The following is a 19,122-nucleotide window of genomic DNA, read 5'->3' on the forward strand; positions in this document are numbered from 1 at the left end:
TTAATGCTGCACGAAATAGTAAATTTTTTAGTGGAAACTATAGGGAGCTGGGGATATATAGGGATATTTCTTTTAATGTTTTTAGAGAGTTCATTTTTTCCTTTTCCAAGTGAAGTTGTGATGATACCTGCCGGTTATCTTAGCTTTAAAGGAGATATGAGTCTTAGTTTGGTTTTAATTATAGGAGTGCTTGGTAGTTTGGCTGGAGCCTGGTTTAACTATCTTTTAGCTTCAAAATTTGGACGAAAGTTTTTAAGCAGGATTTTAAGTCATGATAAAGTAGTAAAACTTGAAGATTTTTTTGAAAACCATGGCCATATATCTACTTTTACCGGTAGATTAATCCCAGGCATCAGACAATACATCTCTTTTCCTGCCGGCCTTGCAAAGATGAATGCTTTAAAGTTTAGCGTTTATACAGTTTTAGGTGCTGGGATATGGGTAAGTATTTTGACTTTGCTTGGATATTTTCTTGGGGCAAATCAAGAGTTGATACATAAGTACTTAAAAGAGATAACTGCTGTTACTTTAGTTTTAGTTGTGATTATGATAGCTGTATATATAAAAGTAAAAAAGAGAAAAATAAAATGAAACTACTCATTATAGAAGATGACAAAGATATCCTCTCATTTTTAAAAAATGGTTTTAGTGATCTTGGTTATAGTGTAGAGGGTGCAACAGATGGAGAAGAAGGAGAGTATCTTGCAACTCTCAATCTTTATGATGTTATAGTGCTTGATTGGATGCTACCTCTTAAAAATGGTTTGGAAGTTCTTAAGGCACTAAGAAAAAAAGGGATAAAAACCCCGGTTATCATGCTAACAGCAAAAGGTGATATAGACGATAAAGTAAAAGGGCTTGAAAAAGGAGCTGATGATTATCTTCCCAAACCTTTTAGTTTTAAAGAGTTAAATGCAAGGATACAGGCACTTTATAGAAGAAGTGTATCTTCAGGTGTAAATAGCATAAAGCTTAAAGATTTTGGTGTGCTTGATATCGAGGCAAAAGTTTTCATAAAAGGTGATAAAGAGATAGCACTATCAAAAAAAGAGTATGAACTTTTAGCTTTTCTTATCAAACACAAAAACAGTATCGTCTCAAATGCAATGATAGAAGATGGGCTTTGGAGTGGAGAAAGTTATATAAATAGCAATGTCATACAAGTTACAATCTATAATCTTAGAAAAAAGATAGATAAAGATTTGATAAAAAGTTTTAGAGGGCTTGGATATAAAATTGAGATTTAACAGTTTAAAAGTAAGGGTTTTGGCCTGGTTTTCCCTATCTGTTGTTGGGATACTTTTTGTATTTACTATTTTTTTATATCACTCCATTAACAGCAGTATAAACCTGAAGATAAAACACAACCTCTCTATCATAGCACTTTTGATAGAAGATGAAATAACAAAGACAAAAGATATATCTTCTATACTAAAACAAAATAGATTTTCTCCTTATGATATAGCAATCTATAAAGATAAAAAACTTATGGCTAAAAAAGGTACAACAAACTTTCAAAAACTTTTACAAAAAACAGGAGATGTAGAGTTTACAACCATAGAAAACGGTGAATTTATAAATGCACTTTATACCTTAAAATTTGCAAACAACAGTGAAAAAATCATCATATATAAAAAAGACATAGATGATAAAATCGAAGATATCATATCTACCATGTTTATTTCAGAGTCTATACTTCTTTTATTTCTTATACTTTTGGGCAACAGTCTCATAGATAAGATACTTTTTACACTAAAAAGCATCACAAAAACAGCAAACAATATCTCCATATCCAACTTTTCTTCTACTATACCTCTGCCAAAATATGATGATGAAACAAAAGATTTGGTTATCTCTTTTAATGAAATGATACAAAGGATAAAAGAGGGAGCACAAAAGATAGAGAGATTTAACTCTGATGTATCACATGAATTAAAAACTCCTTTAACTGTTATAAGAGGAGAGATAGAAGTAGCAACTCTTAAAAAAAGAGATACTAAGTATTATGAAAATATTTTAAAAACCATTGATACTCAAGCCTATCAAATAGAACAAATCATTGCAAATCTTTTACTTTTAACAAAATATACAAAAGAAAATATAAAACAAACTTATAAACTTTGCTACTTAGACTCTTTAATTTTGCAAATCATAGAAAAACATGATACAGCTTTAAAAGAAAAAAGTATCAACTTAGACATAATCAAATTGGAAAATATCAAACTAAGTACAAATGAAATACTTATAAACAGCATCTTTTCAAACCTCATAGACAATGCCATCAAATACACTCCAAATGGCAAAAATATCTATATCTCACTTTTTACAAAAGATGATAAAATCCACTTCATAATTCAAGATGAAGGCATAGGAATCCCGCAAGATAAAATTGACAAAATAACAGATAGATTCTATAGAGTTGATGAAAGCAGAAACAAAAGTATAAAAGGCTTTGGTCTTGGTTTGTCTATCGTCAAAAACTCTATAGAACTTTTAGAAGGAACCTTGCAAGTAGAATCGAAAGTTGGAGTTGGTACTACTATAGAGGTTTCTATTTAATCTTTTAACCTTTTTTACTCTATAAGAAAAAATCTTTATTTTCTGAGCAAGATAAAATACAAAGGTTTTTCTGCTTAAACCCCATACACAAATCTGCTAAAGGGCATCTCTAAAGATGATTACAACAATGAAAGAGTTGTAAGTTATAAGTTACAAATAGCTATCTTAAATCATATTACTTATTGATTTTCAAAAAAGAAGATAGTTTTTCATTTTTATTTTATCTATGCTTGTCATAATTCGTCAAAATTAAAACAAGGAGTCAAATTATGACAAAAGAGAATCAAACTCTACTCAATAGAGTTGCTGGTTTAACGATATTTTTCTGGATAGTTAAAATACTATCTACAACAGTTGGAGAGACTGCTGCTGATTTTGTTAATGTGGATTTAGGTATTGGATTGGTAGGAACTACTATTTTAATGGGTGTTATTACAATAGGTGCTGTTATTTGGGATTTGAAATTAAAAAAATATTATGCACCCGCATACTGGTTTTTGATAGTTATGATGAGTATTGAAGGTACTTTGATAACAGATTTACTTGTTGATAAATTAGGTGTTAGTTTAATTACACTGGATGTGGTATTTACTATTGCTATGTTGGCAGGATTTTATTTGTGGTACAAAGAAGAAGGTACTCTTTCTATCCATAAAATTACAAATGACAGAAGAGAAATCTTTTACTGGCTTATAGTTCTTATAACTTTTGCACTTGGAACCGGTGTGGGAGATACTGTATCTGAACATTTAAACTTTGGTTACTTAAATTCGTTGATGTTATTTGGTGGTATTTTTGCAGTAGCCGGTGGATTGTTTTATGCAAAAAAATTAGATGGTGTTACAGCATTTTGGATAGCATTTATTGTTACAAGACCGATAGGAGCTTCATTGGGTGATTTATTCATACAAGCACCGGCAGATGGTGGTATGGGTATTGGTGCAGGTACAATAAATATTGCATTTTTTACAATTATCATAGCCATAGTAGCTTATTTAACTGTTAGTAAAGTTGATGTTATACCGGCCAAGGATTAAAATATAAAAGGAAATATTATGGATGCAATCAATATTAGAAACTTATATAAATCTTACGGAAGCAGCGAAGTGATAAAAGATTTAAATATGAGTCTCAAGCAGGGCGAAATTTATGGCCTTCTTGGACCAAATGGAGCAGGTAAAAGTACACTCATTCGAGTAATTCTTGGCTTGCTTCCATATGAAAAAGGAGAGGTGTCTCTTTATGGAGAAACATTAGAAAAAAATATACATAAATTAAGTAAAGAGATTAATGCATTGCCTGAGTTTTTTGAAGCATATGGTTGGATGAAAAATGTAGAATATCTTCAGTTTTTTGCAGAGTTATATGGTGTTGATACAACCACTCAAAAAATAAAGAGCTTACTCGAAAGTGTCGGTCTTGATCCTGAAGATAATAAAATTGTTGGTGAATATTCTCAAGGAATGCGTAAAAGACTGGGACTTGCCAGGGCTTTAGTAAACAATCCTAAACTTCTTATTCTTGATGAACCAACCAATGGACTTGACCCAAAAGGCCGCAGAGAAATTCATAATCTACTTTTAAAGATTAATCGTAACAACAAGACTACTATTATACTTTCAACACATATATTGGATGATGTTGAGCGTTTATGTAATCGTATAGGAATTTTGGCTAATGGTGTTTTACAATATGAGGGTGCTTTACATGAGCGCACACAGCAGCAACACTATAGATTTCGTTATGAAATATCAGATACAGATTTTAACCCCAAAGAGTGTGAAAGTGAAAATATTCATTTTATAAATAAAAAAGAGTCATGGATAGAATGTGAAATTAACAATATTACTCCTGATATTGCTTTAAAAAATTTATTAAGTAAAGGTATAAAAATCAATCAAGCAATTGCTTTGGAAGGTTCTTTGGAGTATCTTTATTTTAAAGTAACAGGAGGTGTAAAATGATGTCTTTTTCAAAAACTTTAATTAAAAAAGAGTTTGGGGAACTAGTTTTTTCAGTAAAGGGTCTTTTTTATTTCTTAGCAGTATCTGTTATATTGTCACTTTTTTCTATACTTTTGGTTACCAATACGGAATTGAGTCTTTTAGACAATGCACAGGCATTATATATGATAAGCGGAATTGTACTGGCTTTAATGATGCTTATATCTTCCGTTTACGGCAGTGATGCTATTGCAGGTGAAAGAGAGCGAAGAACACTTGAAACGTTACTAATAACCCCTACTGGTGCTAAACAGATTATTCTTTCTAAGCTTGCTTTTTCATCATTTCTTTATTTTTTACTGTTTTTTATAGGATTACCATATTTTGTAGCTGTTGGAAGTAGCGGGCAAAATGTTGTGATTGGACTTGTATATCTTTTTTTTATTGGTTGGATGCTTAGTATTATTTATACATCTGTTGCTATTTTAATATCTCAATATGTAAACAGTATGAAAAACAGTTTGATGATTATGCTTGCTATAGTTCTTATTTCATCTACTCCGTTACTTATTTCCCCGGTAATGAGAAAAACAGGGCTTGGTAAAATTATGGATTATGTAAATCCGTTTGGTGATGCGATAAATACATTAGATTCTGTAATTATTGATAGTGAACCATTTTCTGTTCAGGCAATCCGAATGGGAATTATTCTAATATATGCAATTGTATCTATTGTTATTGTCGTTAAAACTACTAAAAAGGAGAGATTATTATGAAAAAAATTATTTTATTTCTTTTAATTATGTCATTTTCCCTGTATGCTCAAAGTGTTTCTATTGATTTTAAAGCAGAAAATTTGTCTAAAACATTACAAATGGGGGATAAACCAATATTTTATTCCACTATTACAAATAACTCAAAAAGTGAGCTAAAAGGTGTAGTTCTTTATTTGTCGTTGGTAAATTTAGATAAAGGGAAAGAACATCCTGTAGATTTGGAAGATTGGGCTGCACAAAAGGCTGTTCATATCTCCAGTTTATCTATTAAAGGGGTATATCAAACTAACTGGACTATTCGTTTGATTAATTCAGGTCATTACGGACTTTTTGTTACAGCTGTATTGCCTGGTAGCAACAAACCATTAACCAGTAGTATTGTGCATTTTTATGTAGCACCTAAAAAAACAGTTGTTCCATCAAGAATATTGCCTGTAGCTATAGGTGTTCCTTTTATTATTATTTTTGTTATGATAATATTGTGGTGGCGCAGACGCAAAATCAAATAACTGCATTAAGAACATTTTCAAAAATTGTTTCTCTTTGATGAATAAATCATTCTCAAAGAGAAACGAAATAAATATTATTTAAATTTTTTAATCAGCTTAATATTATCTTTTACTTTCAATGAAGAATCTATCACAATTACATATTTACCTTTTTTACCATCAATAATACCGCTTTTATTTAATATTTTGTCCAAATCAGAACTAATTCTAATACATCCCCTTGAAGCTTTGTGACCCAATAATTTAGTATCTATAGGATTTGTAGAATGTATTGCCAAATGCACTTCTCTAAAAATATTTGAATTATCATCTATAGATATATTGTGTTTTCCCAAATAAAAAATTCTATTATTTTTTGCTCCATATTCTTGAAAATTTGTTTTATCTGCCCTCCAATCACCTCTGACATATTTTTGTCTATTGATAATCATAAGGGGTGTTTGAAAATATCTATCATTTCTACTGTTTAATCTCGGGTTTCCTGTTGATACTTTTGAAGAACCTATATAGCTAATATTATTATATTTTTTGTTATAATTAAAAATAAAGGCTTTTTGAGTTCCTCTATCTACCAAAAATATAAACTCTTTGTTTTTTAGATATATTAATCTATTATTGATTAATTTTATAATTATTTTTCTATAAAAAAGGAAATTTTTATAAAATATAGAATGATGTAAAAATTTAGAATGAAGCAAATAATTTTTTAATTTTTTGGTTGTAAAATATCTTAAATCAGGAACATTGTCATTTTTTTTTATAGAATTAATTTTTGATATCAAGTATATTATTCTGGGTTTTAGAATTAATGGTTTATTATCTGATGTATTTATATAAGAATGAAATCTATTATTCCAATTATATAGTCCTAAATTATGAAAGTTTTCTTTTACAAAAATAGTGTGAATATGTAAATAAGGAGCTTTTTTTGTATAATATGTTCTTATTTTTAGAATACTTTTATCCATTAAAACAGGCGATAAAAATTTTCTATTACATAATCTTTGACTTTATAATGTTTTGACATTGTTTGTGAGTAATTAAATGCATGCAAGTTATTAAACATAAAAGCCGGTATAAAGAGCGTTTTGACTATATTGCGAATGATTAAATTATTTTTATAGATAGCTTTCAAACAAATCTCCTTGTTACTTGAATTTCAACATTATGGTATGTTTTGATGAAACAAAAATGAATGAAAATATATGATTTTTCACAGTAGATTTATGATTTTCATTTATGTTTCATCTATAATTTTTATAATTTCACCATCAATCAAGCAAATGGTTGAAATTTATTTTACAAGGAGTTACATTATGAAAAAAAGTTCATATTTTGTAAAAGGTTTAGTAGTTTTAAGTTTAGTTGGCACTATGGCGATGGCTGATGGAGATAGAGAATCTAATGACAACAATCAAAAAGAGATTCAAGTTAAAAGCTCTATCCAGCTTAAAGACAATGTTAGCGAGTTAAATGAAAAAAAAGCTGCAAAATTAGGAGTTAGCGAAGTAATAAATACCGTAAAGACTCAATTTAGCGGCAAAGTGTTAGATGTGCAACTTGAGAATCTAAATGGAAATTTGGTTTATCAAGCAGATATTTTAGATAAAAATCAAGTAACAAATGTATTTATTGATGCGGGAAATGGTAAAATACTATCTTCGAGGATCGATCAAAAAGATAAAGGATCAGAAAACGATGAAAATGACGGTGAAGAAAATAACGATGGTTAATCTCTTTGATACCAATTATGGAAAAAAGAAATGAAGATTTTAATTGTAGAGGATGATTTAAACATCCTCTCTCTTTTAAAAGAAAATTTTCTTGAAGAAAAATTTATCGTCGATACAGCAGAAAACGGAGAAGATGGAGAGTATTTAGCACTATTGAACAGTTATGATATTATAGTACTTGATTGGATGCTGCCTAAAAAGAGTGGAATACAGGTTTTACAATCTTTAAGAAAAAAAAATATAACAACACCGGCTATCATGCTCACGGCAAAAGGTGATATTGAAAACAGAGTATTAGGTTTAAAAACAGGAGCAGATGACTATCTGCCTAAACCTTTTAGCCTTGAAGAATTACAGGCAAGAATTGAGGCATTGTACAGAAGAGTGGCAACAGATGGTAAAAATCTAATTACCGTAAAAGATGTTGTTATAGATATCAATAAAAAAATTGTTATGAAAAACTCAAATATTATTGATATTACGGCAAAAGAGTATGAATTGTTAATGTTTCTTATCAAAAGAAAAAATTCCTATGTAACAAAATACATGGTAGAGGAACAACTGTGGACAAATGAGGAGTATAAGCAAAGCAATGTTGTACAGGTTGTTGTATATCATTTAAGACAAAAACTTGGTAAGGATTTTATTAAAAGTTTTAAAGGATTAGGGTATAAAATTGAAACATAATAAAAGCATAAAAACAAAAATACTAGTATATTTTGGATTTATTTCTATACTAATATTCACTGTATTTACTGTCTCTTTTTATTATCTTTTTAAGCAAAATCATATATCAAACACTAAGGATAAATTACGAACACAGGCGCTTAAGATACAAAAAAGTAAAAAGTTTAAAAAAATCAAATCTAATTTTCCTTTTACCATTATAAAAAATGGTAAAATCATTTATCAATCAGGAAAGTTTGAAGTAAAAAAACTCTCATCATACATAAACAATAAAAAATCTTTTTTTCTGATCAATTTAAAAGAACATACAGACGCACTTTATGTATTAGGTGCAGGTAAAACTTCTATTTTGGTTTTAAAAAAAGAGTTTGATGACAAAATGGAAGATATTGTCAATATATTGATTTTACTTGAGATATTGCTATTTGTACTCTTTATCTTTTTGGCAAATAGTATTTTAAATAAAATTCTAAATCCCATCAAACATATAAATAAAATTGCCAAAGAGATATCTGTAGATGATTTTAAATCCTATATTGAGATATCAAACAAAGATGATGAGATATCTGAACTTACAAATACTTTCAATGAAATGATAGATAGATTGAAAAACGGTGTTGAGAAACTGGATAGATTTAACAGTGATATATCTCATGAGCTTAAAACTCCATTGACAGTCATCGATATGCAAATTGAATTGGCACTTAAAAAACAAAGGGAAGAAAAGTATTATAAAAATAGCTTACAGACCATACGGTATGAAATTGGCAAAATTCAAAAGATAGTCGAAGAATTGTTACTCATAACTAAATACTCAAAACAAAATATACAAGAAACTTTTACAATATGTGATTTCAGTACTACATTAATCAATGTGATAGACAAATACACTCCGCAGGCACAAGATAAAAATATAAATATTGAAATATTGAAATTTGGAAAAGCTATAAAAAAGTCAAATTGCTCCTTAATAACTATAATCTTTTCAAACCTCATAGACAATGCCATCAAATACACTCCAAATGGCAAAAATATCCATATCTCACTTTTTACAAAAGATGATAAAATCCACTTCATAGTTCAAGATGAAGGCATAGGAATCCCGCAGGATAAGATTGATAAAATAACCGATAGATTCTATAGAGTTGATGAAAGCAGAAACAAAAGCATAAAAGGCTTTGGTCTTGGTTTGTCTATCGTCAAAAACTCTATAGAACTTTTAGAAGGAACCTTACAAGTAGAATCGAAAGTTGGAGTTGGTACTACTGTAGAGATTAGTTTATAGCCTCTTTTTCATTTCATTTATTTTTCATTTTCATCTCATATAATTACACAAATTATATGAGGATGTTGTAAATGAAATTCATATTTACTAAATTTAAAACTCTCATCAAATATATTTTATTTATCATATATTTTATTTTTGAAGAATTTGTCATAAAAATGGCAAAACGACTACTCATATTTATCAGAAAATTTAATATATATGATAAGTTTATAGACATAATAAATCACAGTAATGACTTCGTACTGCTTGGTTCGTTTTTGATTATAGCCGGTATCGCTGAAGCTAGTGCAACATTTGCAGTTTTTTTAAGTGTAAGAGGCTTTGTGAAACTCGGTATATTTTTTTATATCCTGAAAATTATCATATATATTCCAACTGTTGATATATTTAAACACAACAAAAAACGACTATTAAGATATAGTATTATCAGAACTATTTATTACTGGTATCTGATTATAATAGGCAGTCAAATTTATAGAAACCTAAAAAAATTATTCAAAAAATTTAAAGAGCGCATCAAAGCGTTTTTCTTACCGGTTAAAAAGAGATTTCTAAATTTTATAGCCTCTAGGAATTAACAGTGCATGAAGTTTTAGAGAGTATATTTAACTATCTTGCACAATTTCCTCATGAGACCCTTACTGCTGTAGCTATTTCAATACTATTTTTTGGTTCGATATTAGAAGCACTTCCTGTTGGTGTTTTTATACCTATGGAGACAAGTGCAGTGTTATTGGGAGTCTTCTCATACAGAGGACTTTTAGATATTAAAATTCTAATTATTTCTGTTTTTGTTGGAATGGTTACAGGTGATACTTTAGAGTATTTGTTTGGTAAAAGAGTCGGAGAGGAGTATATAAAAAAACACTTCAAAAAGATTAAAGTAGATGAGAGAAGATTTAGAAAAATTAAAATTATGATCAAAAAAAATATATTTAAAGCACTCTTTTTAGGAAGAAGCAGTAGTTGGACTCGGTGGATGGTGCCTTTTATAAGCGGTGCTCACAAGATAAATGTAAAAAAATTTTTTGTCTATGATATTATAAGTGCATCTATATGGGCACCTGTTTATCTGCTTGGTGGCTACTACATTGGACTTGCATTTGAACAATTTGAAGAGTATTTAGGGGTTGTGATAGTTCTGCTTTTATTGATACTCTTTACAAGATATGCAATAGCCAAAAGGAGAGCCGATGTTAAATATTGAAAATTTAATAAATGAAAAATATAAAAGCGTAGCAAAATTACCTAATTTTATAAAAAAACTTATATATTCACTCTTGAAAAAACTTTTATATGAAAAAGAGATAAATGAGTTTCTTATTGAGCACCCAGACTCAGAAGCTTTTGATTTTATAGAGGATATATTGGATTATTTTAACTTTTCCTATAATGTCGCATTGAACAAACTTGATAATATTCCATCTACCGGAAGGGTGATTATTATTGCAAATCATCCATTGGGTATGCTAGATGCACTCTCTCTTATACATGCCATCAAACAGGTAAGGGAAGATGTTAAAATAGTAGCTAATGATGTTTTATCTTATATAGAACCTCTAAAGTCTCTATTTTTAACGGTAGATGTATTTGGAGGAAAAATTTCAAAAGATTCCATTAATAAAATTTATAAAAGTTTAGATAACGAAGAGGCAATTATCATATTTCCTTCGGGTGAAGTATCAAGATTTACACCATTTGGAATACAAGATACAAAATGGCAAAAAGGTTTTCTAAATTTTGCACTTAAAAAAAATACACCGATACTGCCGGTTTATATCAAAGCAAAAAATTCATTGCTATTTTACGCCGTATCTTCTATCAATAAGCCATTATCAACTTTTTTACTGCCACATGAGTTATTTAATAAAAAGGGAAAGTCAATAGATATAAAAATAGGAAAGCTTATCCCATATGAGAGCTTTCAAGACAAAGATATAAACAGTAAAGAGAAGATTATGCTTTTTAGAAGACATCTATATAATATTGCTAAAAATAGAGAAGAGATTTTTACAACTGTTAATGGTATTTCTCTGCCGGAAAAAAGAGCATATTTAAAAAAAGAGTTTGAAAATGCAGAAATTTTGGGCAAAACCAACGATGGTAAGGTGATATATCTTTTTAATTATATTCCAAATTCCCATATCATAAAAGAGATTGGAAGGCTAAGAGAGCTATCTTTTAGAAAAGTAGGAGAAGGCACCGGGGATAAAAGAGATATTGATATATATGACAAATATTATAAACATCTGGTATTGTGGGATGAGGAGAGTTTAGAGATTATTGGTTCATACAGAATTGGCGAGAGTGATTTTATCTATAATAAGTTTGGTATTAAAGGTTTTTATTCCAACTCTTTGTTTTGTTTCCAAAATGGATTTGATAAATATTTAAACAACTCTATAGAGCTTGGTAGAAGTTTTGTGCAACCGAAATATTGGGGGAGCAGAGCACTTGATTATTTATGGCAAGGAATTGGCGCATATCTTAAAAAAAATCCACAAATCAGATATATGTTTGGACCGGTCAGCTTAAGCGCCTCTCTCTCAAAAGATGCGCAAAATCTTATTATATACTACTACGATAAATATTATGGCGGTAAAAAAGAGTTACTAAAACCTATGAAAGCATTTGTTTTTACAGATAAAGAGAGAGTAGAAATGCAAAATATATTTGACGGAAGAGATAAAAAAGAGGATTTTTTAACGCTAAAGAGAGGCTTAGAGGCTATCTCCGCATCAATACCAACACTTTACAAACAATATACTGAGTTATGCGAGGATGGTGGAGTCTGTTTTATGGGATTTAATGTAGATGAAAAATTCAATAACTGTGTTGATAGTTTTATTCTTGTTGACATAGATAAGATAAAAGATAAAAAGCGAACAAGGTATATTGTTTGACTGGTTCTGTAAAACTAACTCAGTATAAATACTTTTTTGAAGTACTTTACATATAAGCTCATATGTAGGTATCGGCAGTATTGTAGAAGTTGTTTTATAATTTCTATATATTTTCATTTTTATTTCATTTAAACTTCTTATGATTTTAAAAAAATATTGGAGATGAAATGAAAGCAATTGAGATAAAGAATAAGAACAAAAGCAAAGTTGAAGAAATTTTAAAGTATGCATATTTGATCATGTTGAAATCATATAAAATATTTGACAAATATCAAACTAAACAGTACTTAAAAAACAATCTTGAAAGTTCATGGAAGTTTTTTAACCAATTTAGAAAGGATGCATTTAATACCGGAGCTATAGTACCTTCTTCAAAAAGTTTGGCAAACTATATAACAAATATTATCAATTTATCTGAAAAAAAATCCGTAGTTGAGCTGGGCTCAGGAACAGGAGTTTTTACAAAAGAGATAGCAAGAAAACTGTCAAAAACATCAACTTTTTTCGCCTTAGAACTTAGTGAATACTTTGCAAATCAAACAAGGCAAAACTGTCCTGATGCTACTGTTTATCAAGATGATGCAATAAATATTCAAAAATATTTAAACAAAAACAACAAGGAGAATTGTGATTGTATCATATCTGGATTACCTTGGTCTTGCTTTAGTGAAATCAAACAACAAGAGTTGATAAACAGTATCTATAACTCGCTTGAAGAGGGTGGGGAATTTCTTACCTTTGCCTATATTCAAAGCTCGTTTTTACCCCAAGGTATAAAATTTAAGAAAATTTTAGAGAAAAAATTTAAAATAACAATTCAAACAAAAATAGTATGGACAAATCTTCCCCCTGCTTTTGTCTACAAATGTATAAAATAAAAAATTGCTTATTTTTATTTTCATTTTCATTTCATTTTGACTCAATACAATACACACAAATAAATTTTGCAGGTTTGGATATGTTTAAATTCATCATTAGCGGTGGAAGTGCTACTGTAGCCCACTTGTCTGTTATGGCATTTTTAGTGTGGATAGGAGTAAATCCTTTGATATCAACATCTACCGGGGTGATAGTCGGTGCTATAGTCAATTATATATTGCAGTATTATTATACTTTTGATGCAAATATAAAACATAAAAAATCTGTTCGTAACTACATCATAACAGTATCTTTATCTTTTATAAGCAACTTTATCATTTTTTGGATATTCCATAACTTGATAGGTGTAGAAGTGCTTATAGCACAGTTGCTTACTTCGGGTATAGTAGCTATACAAAATTATGTAGTATATAAAAATTTTGTATTTTTAAGAGAAGGAGGGATATATGAAGCATAAAAAATCGGTGAGTATCGTTATCTCCCTTTACAATGAGGAAGAAAATATAGTAAAACTTTTTGAAGAGTTGCATAAGGTTGAATTGGAATTATCAAAAAAAGTTGACATTGAGTATATTTGTGTCAATGACGGTAGCAGTGATCATACACTCTCTCTTTTGATGCAGCAAATGAACAAATATAAAAATATAAAAATCTTTAGTTTTTACAGGAACTTTGGTCATGAGATAGCTATGACAGCAGGCATGGAGCACTCTACGGGAGATGCGGTTATATTTATGGACGGGGATTTGCAACATCCTCCAAAATATATAAAGCAAATGGTTGAGTATTGGCTTGAGGGTTACAGTGTGGTTTTAACAAAAAAGATAACAAAAGACAATGACAAATCATTTTTATACAAAATGTTATCTGCAAGTTATTATTGGATCATTAACCAATTGTCTGATTTTGAGATACCGAAAGATTTTCCTGATTTTAGACTTCTTGATAGAAGTGAAATGGAAGTACTTAAAAAGATAGATGAACATGACAGAATGTTTAGAGGAATGCTAAACTTCATAGGGTATAAAAATTTTAAAGTCATTGAGTTTGAGGTACCGAAAAGATATGCAGGAAAAACAAAATATAATTTTAAAAAATCTCTTGGGCTTGCAGTTGACAGTATATTGCAATTTTCGACAAAGCCTTTAAAGTTTGCAACTTATTTGGGAGTTATATCTATCATTATAGCAGCTGCTTTAGGAGTAGATACGCTTATAGAGTATCTCTTTTATAATGATCACAGAACAGGTTATGCAACAACTTTGATAGTTATACTTTTTATGAGTTCTATGCAATTTATCATCTTGGGAATTATAGGAGAATATATAGGTAAAATCCACATAGAAGTAAAAAAAAGACCGCTATATTTTGGAGAATTGATTGAAAATCATAATTAATGCAGATGATTTTGCCAACTCACTAAATATGAGTGATATTATCATAAAATGTATAAAAGATGGTGCACTAAATTCAACAAGCATTATGATAAATTCACCTTTTGCGGATGAGGCTATACCAAAACTAAAAGATATACAAGTTAGAACTTCATTGCATTTAAATATAGTTGAGGGCAAGCCTATAACTCATGCCAATCAATTGAGTTATCTTGTAAAAAACGGTGAATTTTGTAAAAGTTTTGAAAAAGTGGTATTTGAGTATTATTTTGGAAATAAAAAAAAGAAAGAGATGATAAAAAACGATATAAAAACGGAGTTTAAAAACCAAATCCTCTTATATGCCAAAAAACTACATACTCAGGATATCAATCTTGATTCTCACCAGCATTTTCACACTATCCCTTTTATAGTTGATATTTTAGTAGATTTAAACAATGAATTAGACTTAAATATATCCTATATCAGAGTTCCCCAAGAGCCTTTTTTTATAGATTTAAGTTCATTTAAAAATATCAAAAATTATCTTGGTTTAAATATTATCAAACATTTACTTCTTAACTTTTTTTCTAAAAGTTTGATGAAAAAATTAACAAGAAACGACATACATCATAATGATGCTTTTATAGGTGTTTTATTTACAGGAAATGTAACTTTTAATTCAGTAAAAAAAGCTTTGAAAAAGATACACAACAAAGAGACCATAGAGATACTTTTTCATCCCGGATTTCTCTCTCAAAAAGAAGCTTTAGAAAAAAAAGATGATAAATTTAAAGAGTTTTATACAAATGTGGGCAGAAAAAATGAAATGAGGGTTTTACTCTCAAAAGCATTTAAGGATTATATTTTAAAGGAAGAAAATGCAAAAAGTGATTAAGCAGTTTACTGCTTTATTTTGGATAATTGTTTTAGTAAGAGTTATCTCTATCTTTTTAATGCCTCTTACAGATACTACAGAGGCAAGATATGCAAATACCGCACTGATGATGTCAAATCTAAACGATTGGATAACACCGTTTTTTAAATATCATGTTCCCTTTTTAGGAAAACCTCCTTTTGCATTTTGGTTTGAAGCGCTCTCTTTTAAAATATTTGGAATTGCCGATTTTGTGCCGAGACTGCCTTCTCTTTTTTTTACACTTGCAACTGTTTGGCTGATATACAAACTTGTTATAACTCTACACGATAAACTTAGTGCCGTTTTAGCCTCACTTATCTATATAAGCAGTGCGGTCGTTTTTGTGCTTAGCGGTGTTGTGATGACTGATCCGTTTTTAGTTTTTGGTACTACTTTGTCTTTAGTGTCATTTTTATTGGTTATAAATGGATATAAAGAGTACTGGAGATATCTCTTTTTTGTCGGTATCGGCATAGGTGTATTGACAAAAGGTCCATTGGCGGGAGTAGTAGTGGGTGGAGTTATAACCTTATGGATACTACTATCTTATAAAGAAAGGATTGTTTATCTAAAATTTTTTCCTTGGGTTAAAGGTATCTTGCTGATGTGTGTTATCTTTGTGCCTTGGTATATAGCACAAGAGATAAAAAATCCCGGATTTTTATACTACTTTATAGTGGGTGAAAACTTAGGCAGATTTATAGATACAGGATGGCACGGAGACAGATACGGCTATGTACATAAAGAACCTCATGGGATGATATGGCTGTTTTGGATCGTAGCGAGTTTACCATGGAGTATTGTAGCTATATCATTTATAATAAAATATATAAAAACTCTCAAACAATCCAAGATACTCAATGTTGTAAAAGATGACAATATCTCCTTTTATCTTGTATGGTCGCTTTTTATCATGCTATTTTTTACTTTTGGCGGCAATACCCTGTGGTATTATACCCTGCCTTCCATAGGTGGATTTTCTATACTTTTAGCTCTATTTTTTGCCAAAAGCAGTAAAAACTATATAAAGCTTATAACTTACACTTCACTGTTTATACCTTTTGTAAGTTTGTTGGCACTCGGGCTTATAATGATAAAACCAACCATCATAAAAACTGACAAATATCTTATCCAAGCATACAAGAGCAAAGCTCATAGAAAAGAGCCTATATATTTTGTAGGTAAAACCTCTTTTTCGATGCGATACTATATGAATACAAAACACAATCTAAAATCCATAACTCCAAAAGAGTATAAAACAGTAGCAAATAACAGTAAAAAAAGTTTTTTTGTTGTTATCAGTAAAGGTAATGCTAAACAGATAGATAAAACTAATTTAAATAAAATTTATGCTTCAAAAACATATATATTGTTTGAAAAAATGGAAAAATAGTGCTAACAAAAGATAGATATATAAGAAATCTTTTCATTTTATTTTGGGGGATTGCTCTTTCTCGGATTTTACTTATGATTTACTTTCCTCTTATGGATACAACAGAGGCTAGGTATGCCAATATAGCTCTCATCATGTCTAAAACAAAAGATTGGATAACTCCATATTTTGATTATGGAGTTCCATACTGGGGAAAACCGCCTCTTGCCTTTTGGTTTCAGGCACTTTCGTATGATATCTTTGGCATACATGACTTTACTCCAAGAATACCCTCTTTTTTGATCACTCTTTTAACGGCATGGATAGTATATAGAGCAATGATCACATTAAAAGATCAAAAAACCGCATTGTGGGCTATCATCATATATTTTAGTTCTCTTTTGGTTTATACGCTTAGCGGGGTTGTACTTTTAGATCAGTATCTTACCTTTGCGGTAACTCTCTCTTATGTATCTTTTATCATGCTTATAAATGGTTATAGAGGTTACTGGGGTTATCTCTTTTTTATCGGTTTAGGCATAGGTTTACTAGCAAAAGGTCCTTTAGCTTTGGTACTTGTCGGTGGTGTTATATTTTTATGGATTATATTTTCTTTTAAACAAAGGATTAAAACTCTATCACTTTTACCATGGATCAAAGGAACTATTTTAATGCTTCTTATAGCACTTCCATGGTATGTATTGGCTGAACATAAAACTCCGGGTTTTTTACACTATTTTATCATAGGAGAACATTTTGATAGATTTTTAGATCCGGGTTGGAAAGGAGACCTCTACGGACATGCTCATCTCAAACCAAGAGGTACTGTTTGGCTTATGTGGTTGTACTGCTCTTTACCATGGGGATTGATAGGCATAGTGCTTGTTATAAAAAACCTTCTTAGCAAAATAAAAAGAAAAGTTATACTTAAACAATTAAAAACTGATGAAATCTCTTTTTATCTGTTGTGGATGCTTTTTCCTATGATATTTTTTACATTTTCTGCCAATATAACACAGACTTATATATTATATGGCTTTCCCGCACTTGGCATACTCTTATCACTTTACTATAACTCTTTGGATAAAGATAGTACAAAAAAACAGTTGAAGTTATTTGTTATAAGCTCTTTATTGTCGCCTACTATAGGAGTATTTGGAACATTTTATGTTATACATTCTGGAGAAAAAACATTAAAAACAGAAAAATTTCTTATCCAAAGGTACCATAATCTTGCCAAACACAACGAGCCTATATACTTTTTAAATCACAAAGAATTTTCTGAAACTTACTATATGGATAGAAAAATAAACCCTATAGCTATCAAACAATTAATACAAATTATAAAACAAAATCCAAAAGAGAAGTTTTTTGTAGTAGGCAAACGAAATGATAATTTCATAAAAAACAGTTACTATTTTTACAATTTTAAAATTGTTTATAAAAGCAGCAGGCATATTTTGTATGAAAATTAACTTCCAAGGAATATAGGAGTGAATGAAGTAAAGCATGTAGCTATTATCATGGACGGAAACGGAAGATGGGCTACAAAACAAAATAAAAAAAGAGTAAAAGGTCATGAAGAGGGAGCCAAAGTTGTAAGAAAACTAACTATACATGCTTCCAATATCAATCTTTCTTATCTGACTTTATATGCTTTTAGTACAGAAAATTGGAAAAGACCCAAACATGAAGTTGAGTTTCTTATGAATCTTTTGGATAATTATCTAAAAAAAGAGTTACCTACTTATCTTGGACATAATGTAAAATTTAATGTGATTGGAGATATAAGCAAATTTTCAAAAAAACTTCAAGAGAGGATAGAAAAAACAAAAGAAGCCACGCAACACTGCACAGGTTTAACTCAAACCTTAGCTATCAACTACGGCTCTCAAGATGAGATAGCAAGAGCTGTCAATAAACTATGCCAAGAGAAAAAGAGTAATGTAACCATAGAAGATATACAGTCCCACCTTGATACAAAAGATATGCCCGAAGTGGATATCATGATACGAACAGGGGGGCAAAAAAGACTCTCAAACTTCTTGCTTTGGCAAAATGCTTATAGTGAACTTTTTTTTACAGATACTCTATGGCCTGATTTTACGATAGATGAGTATGATATAATTATAAATGATTTTAAAAAGATTCATAGAAGATTTGGAGCCTTATAAAAAGCAG

Annotated in this window: 21 protein-coding genes; 20 read left to right on the plus strand and 1 reads right to left on the minus strand. The window is 29.8% G+C overall.

The genetic code is table 11. The annotated features are described in order from the left end of the window. The first annotated feature begins 3 nt into the window (after positions 1–3). The 7 genes from ACZ47B_RS05415 to ACZ47B_RS05445 all read left to right on the plus strand — a co-directional run bounded on the left by ACZ47B_RS05415 (position 4) and on the right by ACZ47B_RS05445 (position 5,787). Positions 4–591: a DedA family protein gene (locus tag ACZ47B_RS05415; protein ID WP_464895661.1), complete on the plus strand. Its 588-nt coding sequence runs from the start codon at positions 4–6 to the stop codon at positions 589–591. Then, positions 588–1,247, plus strand: coding sequence for a response regulator transcription factor (locus tag ACZ47B_RS05420; RefSeq protein ID WP_464895662.1), 660 nt, complete (start codon positions 588–590; stop codon positions 1,245–1,247). Before ACZ47B_RS05415 ends, ACZ47B_RS05420 begins: the two co-directional genes overlap by 4 nt. Next, a complete protein-coding gene (locus ACZ47B_RS05425) occupies positions 1,237–2,559 on the plus strand; it encodes a sensor histidine kinase (RefSeq protein ID WP_464895663.1) in 1,323 nt (440 codons plus the stop codon). Before ACZ47B_RS05420 ends, ACZ47B_RS05425 begins: the two co-directional genes overlap by 11 nt. Before the next feature lie 269 nt (positions 2,560–2,828). Further along, positions 2,829–3,596 carry a COG4705 family protein gene (locus ACZ47B_RS05430; protein WP_464895664.1) on the plus strand — a complete coding sequence of 256 codons (768 nt, stop codon included), beginning with the start codon at positions 2,829–2,831 and terminating at the stop codon, positions 3,594–3,596. A gap of 18 nt (positions 3,597–3,614) precedes the next feature. Next, positions 3,615–4,523 (plus strand): ABC transporter ATP-binding protein, encoded by a 909-nt coding sequence (locus ACZ47B_RS05435; protein WP_464895665.1) that lies wholly within the window; start codon positions 3,615–3,617, stop codon positions 4,521–4,523. After that, entirely contained in the window at positions 4,523–5,278 is a 756-nt protein-coding gene (locus tag ACZ47B_RS05440) for an ABC transporter permease (RefSeq protein WP_464895666.1), read from the plus strand. Before ACZ47B_RS05435 ends, ACZ47B_RS05440 begins: the two co-directional genes overlap by 1 nt. Continuing rightward, complete coding sequence (locus ACZ47B_RS05445; protein WP_464895667.1) at positions 5,275–5,787, plus strand: hypothetical protein; 513 nt, start codon at positions 5,275–5,277, stop codon at positions 5,785–5,787. The genes ACZ47B_RS05440 and ACZ47B_RS05445 overlap by 4 nt, the downstream gene beginning before the upstream one ends. A 74-nt stretch (positions 5,788–5,861) precedes the next feature. Here ACZ47B_RS05445 and ACZ47B_RS05450 read toward each other — a convergent pair whose 3' ends face one another. Beyond that, the gene (locus ACZ47B_RS05450; protein WP_464895668.1) at positions 5,862–6,755 is read right to left on the minus strand and encodes a L,D-transpeptidase; all 894 of its coding nucleotides are present in this window, start codon (positions 6,753–6,755) and stop codon (positions 5,862–5,864) included. A gap of 348 nt (positions 6,756–7,103) precedes the next feature. On the opposite strand from ACZ47B_RS05450, the gene ACZ47B_RS05455 reads away from it, so the two are divergent. The 13 genes from ACZ47B_RS05455 (at position 7,104) to ACZ47B_RS05515 (ending at position 19,115) form a co-directional block, all read left to right on the plus strand. Beyond that, positions 7,104–7,520 (plus strand): PepSY domain-containing protein, encoded by a 417-nt coding sequence (locus ACZ47B_RS05455; protein ID WP_464895669.1) that lies wholly within the window; start codon positions 7,104–7,106, stop codon positions 7,518–7,520. Between the two features lie 30 nt (positions 7,521–7,550). Beyond that, a complete protein-coding gene (locus ACZ47B_RS05460; protein WP_464895670.1) occupies positions 7,551–8,207 on the plus strand; it encodes a response regulator transcription factor in 657 nt (218 codons plus the stop codon). Next, positions 8,197–9,492, plus strand: coding sequence for a HAMP domain-containing sensor histidine kinase (locus ACZ47B_RS05465; protein WP_464895671.1), 1,296 nt, complete (start codon positions 8,197–8,199; stop codon positions 9,490–9,492). The genes ACZ47B_RS05460 and ACZ47B_RS05465 overlap by 11 nt, the downstream gene beginning before the upstream one ends. A gap of 71 nt (positions 9,493–9,563) precedes the next feature. Then, positions 9,564–10,073, plus strand: a complete 510-nt coding sequence (locus ACZ47B_RS05470; RefSeq protein ID WP_464895672.1) for a hypothetical protein — start codon at positions 9,564–9,566, stop codon at positions 10,071–10,073. A gap of 2 nt (positions 10,074–10,075) precedes the next feature. Continuing rightward, on the plus strand, positions 10,076–10,702 hold the full coding sequence (locus ACZ47B_RS05475) for a DedA family protein (RefSeq protein ID WP_464895673.1): 627 nt from the start codon (positions 10,076–10,078) through the stop codon (positions 10,700–10,702). Next, positions 10,689–12,398: a bifunctional ornithine lipid synthase OlsF gene (olsF, locus tag ACZ47B_RS05480; protein ID WP_464895674.1), complete on the plus strand. Its 1,710-nt coding sequence runs from the start codon at positions 10,689–10,691 to the stop codon at positions 12,396–12,398. The genes ACZ47B_RS05475 and olsF overlap by 14 nt, the downstream gene beginning before the upstream one ends. 167 nt (positions 12,399–12,565) lie before the next feature. Beyond that, positions 12,566–13,276 (plus strand): class I SAM-dependent methyltransferase, encoded by a 711-nt coding sequence (locus ACZ47B_RS05485; RefSeq protein WP_464895675.1) that lies wholly within the window; start codon positions 12,566–12,568, stop codon positions 13,274–13,276. An 80-nt stretch (positions 13,277–13,356) separates the two neighbouring features. Next, entirely contained in the window at positions 13,357–13,734 is a 378-nt protein-coding gene (locus ACZ47B_RS05490; RefSeq protein ID WP_464895676.1) for a GtrA family protein, read from the plus strand. Then, positions 13,724–14,674: a glycosyltransferase family 2 protein gene (locus tag ACZ47B_RS05495; protein ID WP_464895677.1), complete on the plus strand. Its 951-nt coding sequence runs from the start codon at positions 13,724–13,726 to the stop codon at positions 14,672–14,674. Before ACZ47B_RS05490 ends, ACZ47B_RS05495 begins: the two co-directional genes overlap by 11 nt. Continuing rightward, the gene (locus ACZ47B_RS05500; RefSeq protein ID WP_464895678.1) at positions 14,658–15,548 is read left to right on the plus strand and encodes a carbohydrate deacetylase; all 891 of its coding nucleotides are present in this window, start codon (positions 14,658–14,660) and stop codon (positions 15,546–15,548) included. The genes ACZ47B_RS05495 and ACZ47B_RS05500 overlap by 17 nt, the downstream gene beginning before the upstream one ends. After that, positions 15,532–16,962, plus strand: a complete 1,431-nt coding sequence (locus tag ACZ47B_RS05505) for a phospholipid carrier-dependent glycosyltransferase (protein WP_464895679.1) — start codon at positions 15,532–15,534, stop codon at positions 16,960–16,962. Before ACZ47B_RS05500 ends, ACZ47B_RS05505 begins: the two co-directional genes overlap by 17 nt. Positions 16,963–17,036: 74 nt before the next feature. Beyond that, on the plus strand, positions 17,037–18,416 hold the full coding sequence (locus tag ACZ47B_RS05510) for an ArnT family glycosyltransferase (RefSeq protein WP_464895680.1): 1,380 nt from the start codon (positions 17,037–17,039) through the stop codon (positions 18,414–18,416). An 18-nt stretch (positions 18,417–18,434) separates the two neighbouring features. Further along, positions 18,435–19,115: a di-trans,poly-cis-decaprenylcistransferase gene (locus ACZ47B_RS05515; protein ID WP_464895681.1), complete on the plus strand. Its 681-nt coding sequence runs from the start codon at positions 18,435–18,437 to the stop codon at positions 19,113–19,115. Positions 19,116–19,122 lie beyond the last annotated feature (7 nt).

The organism is Thiofractor thiocamini, from assembly GCF_055384375.1.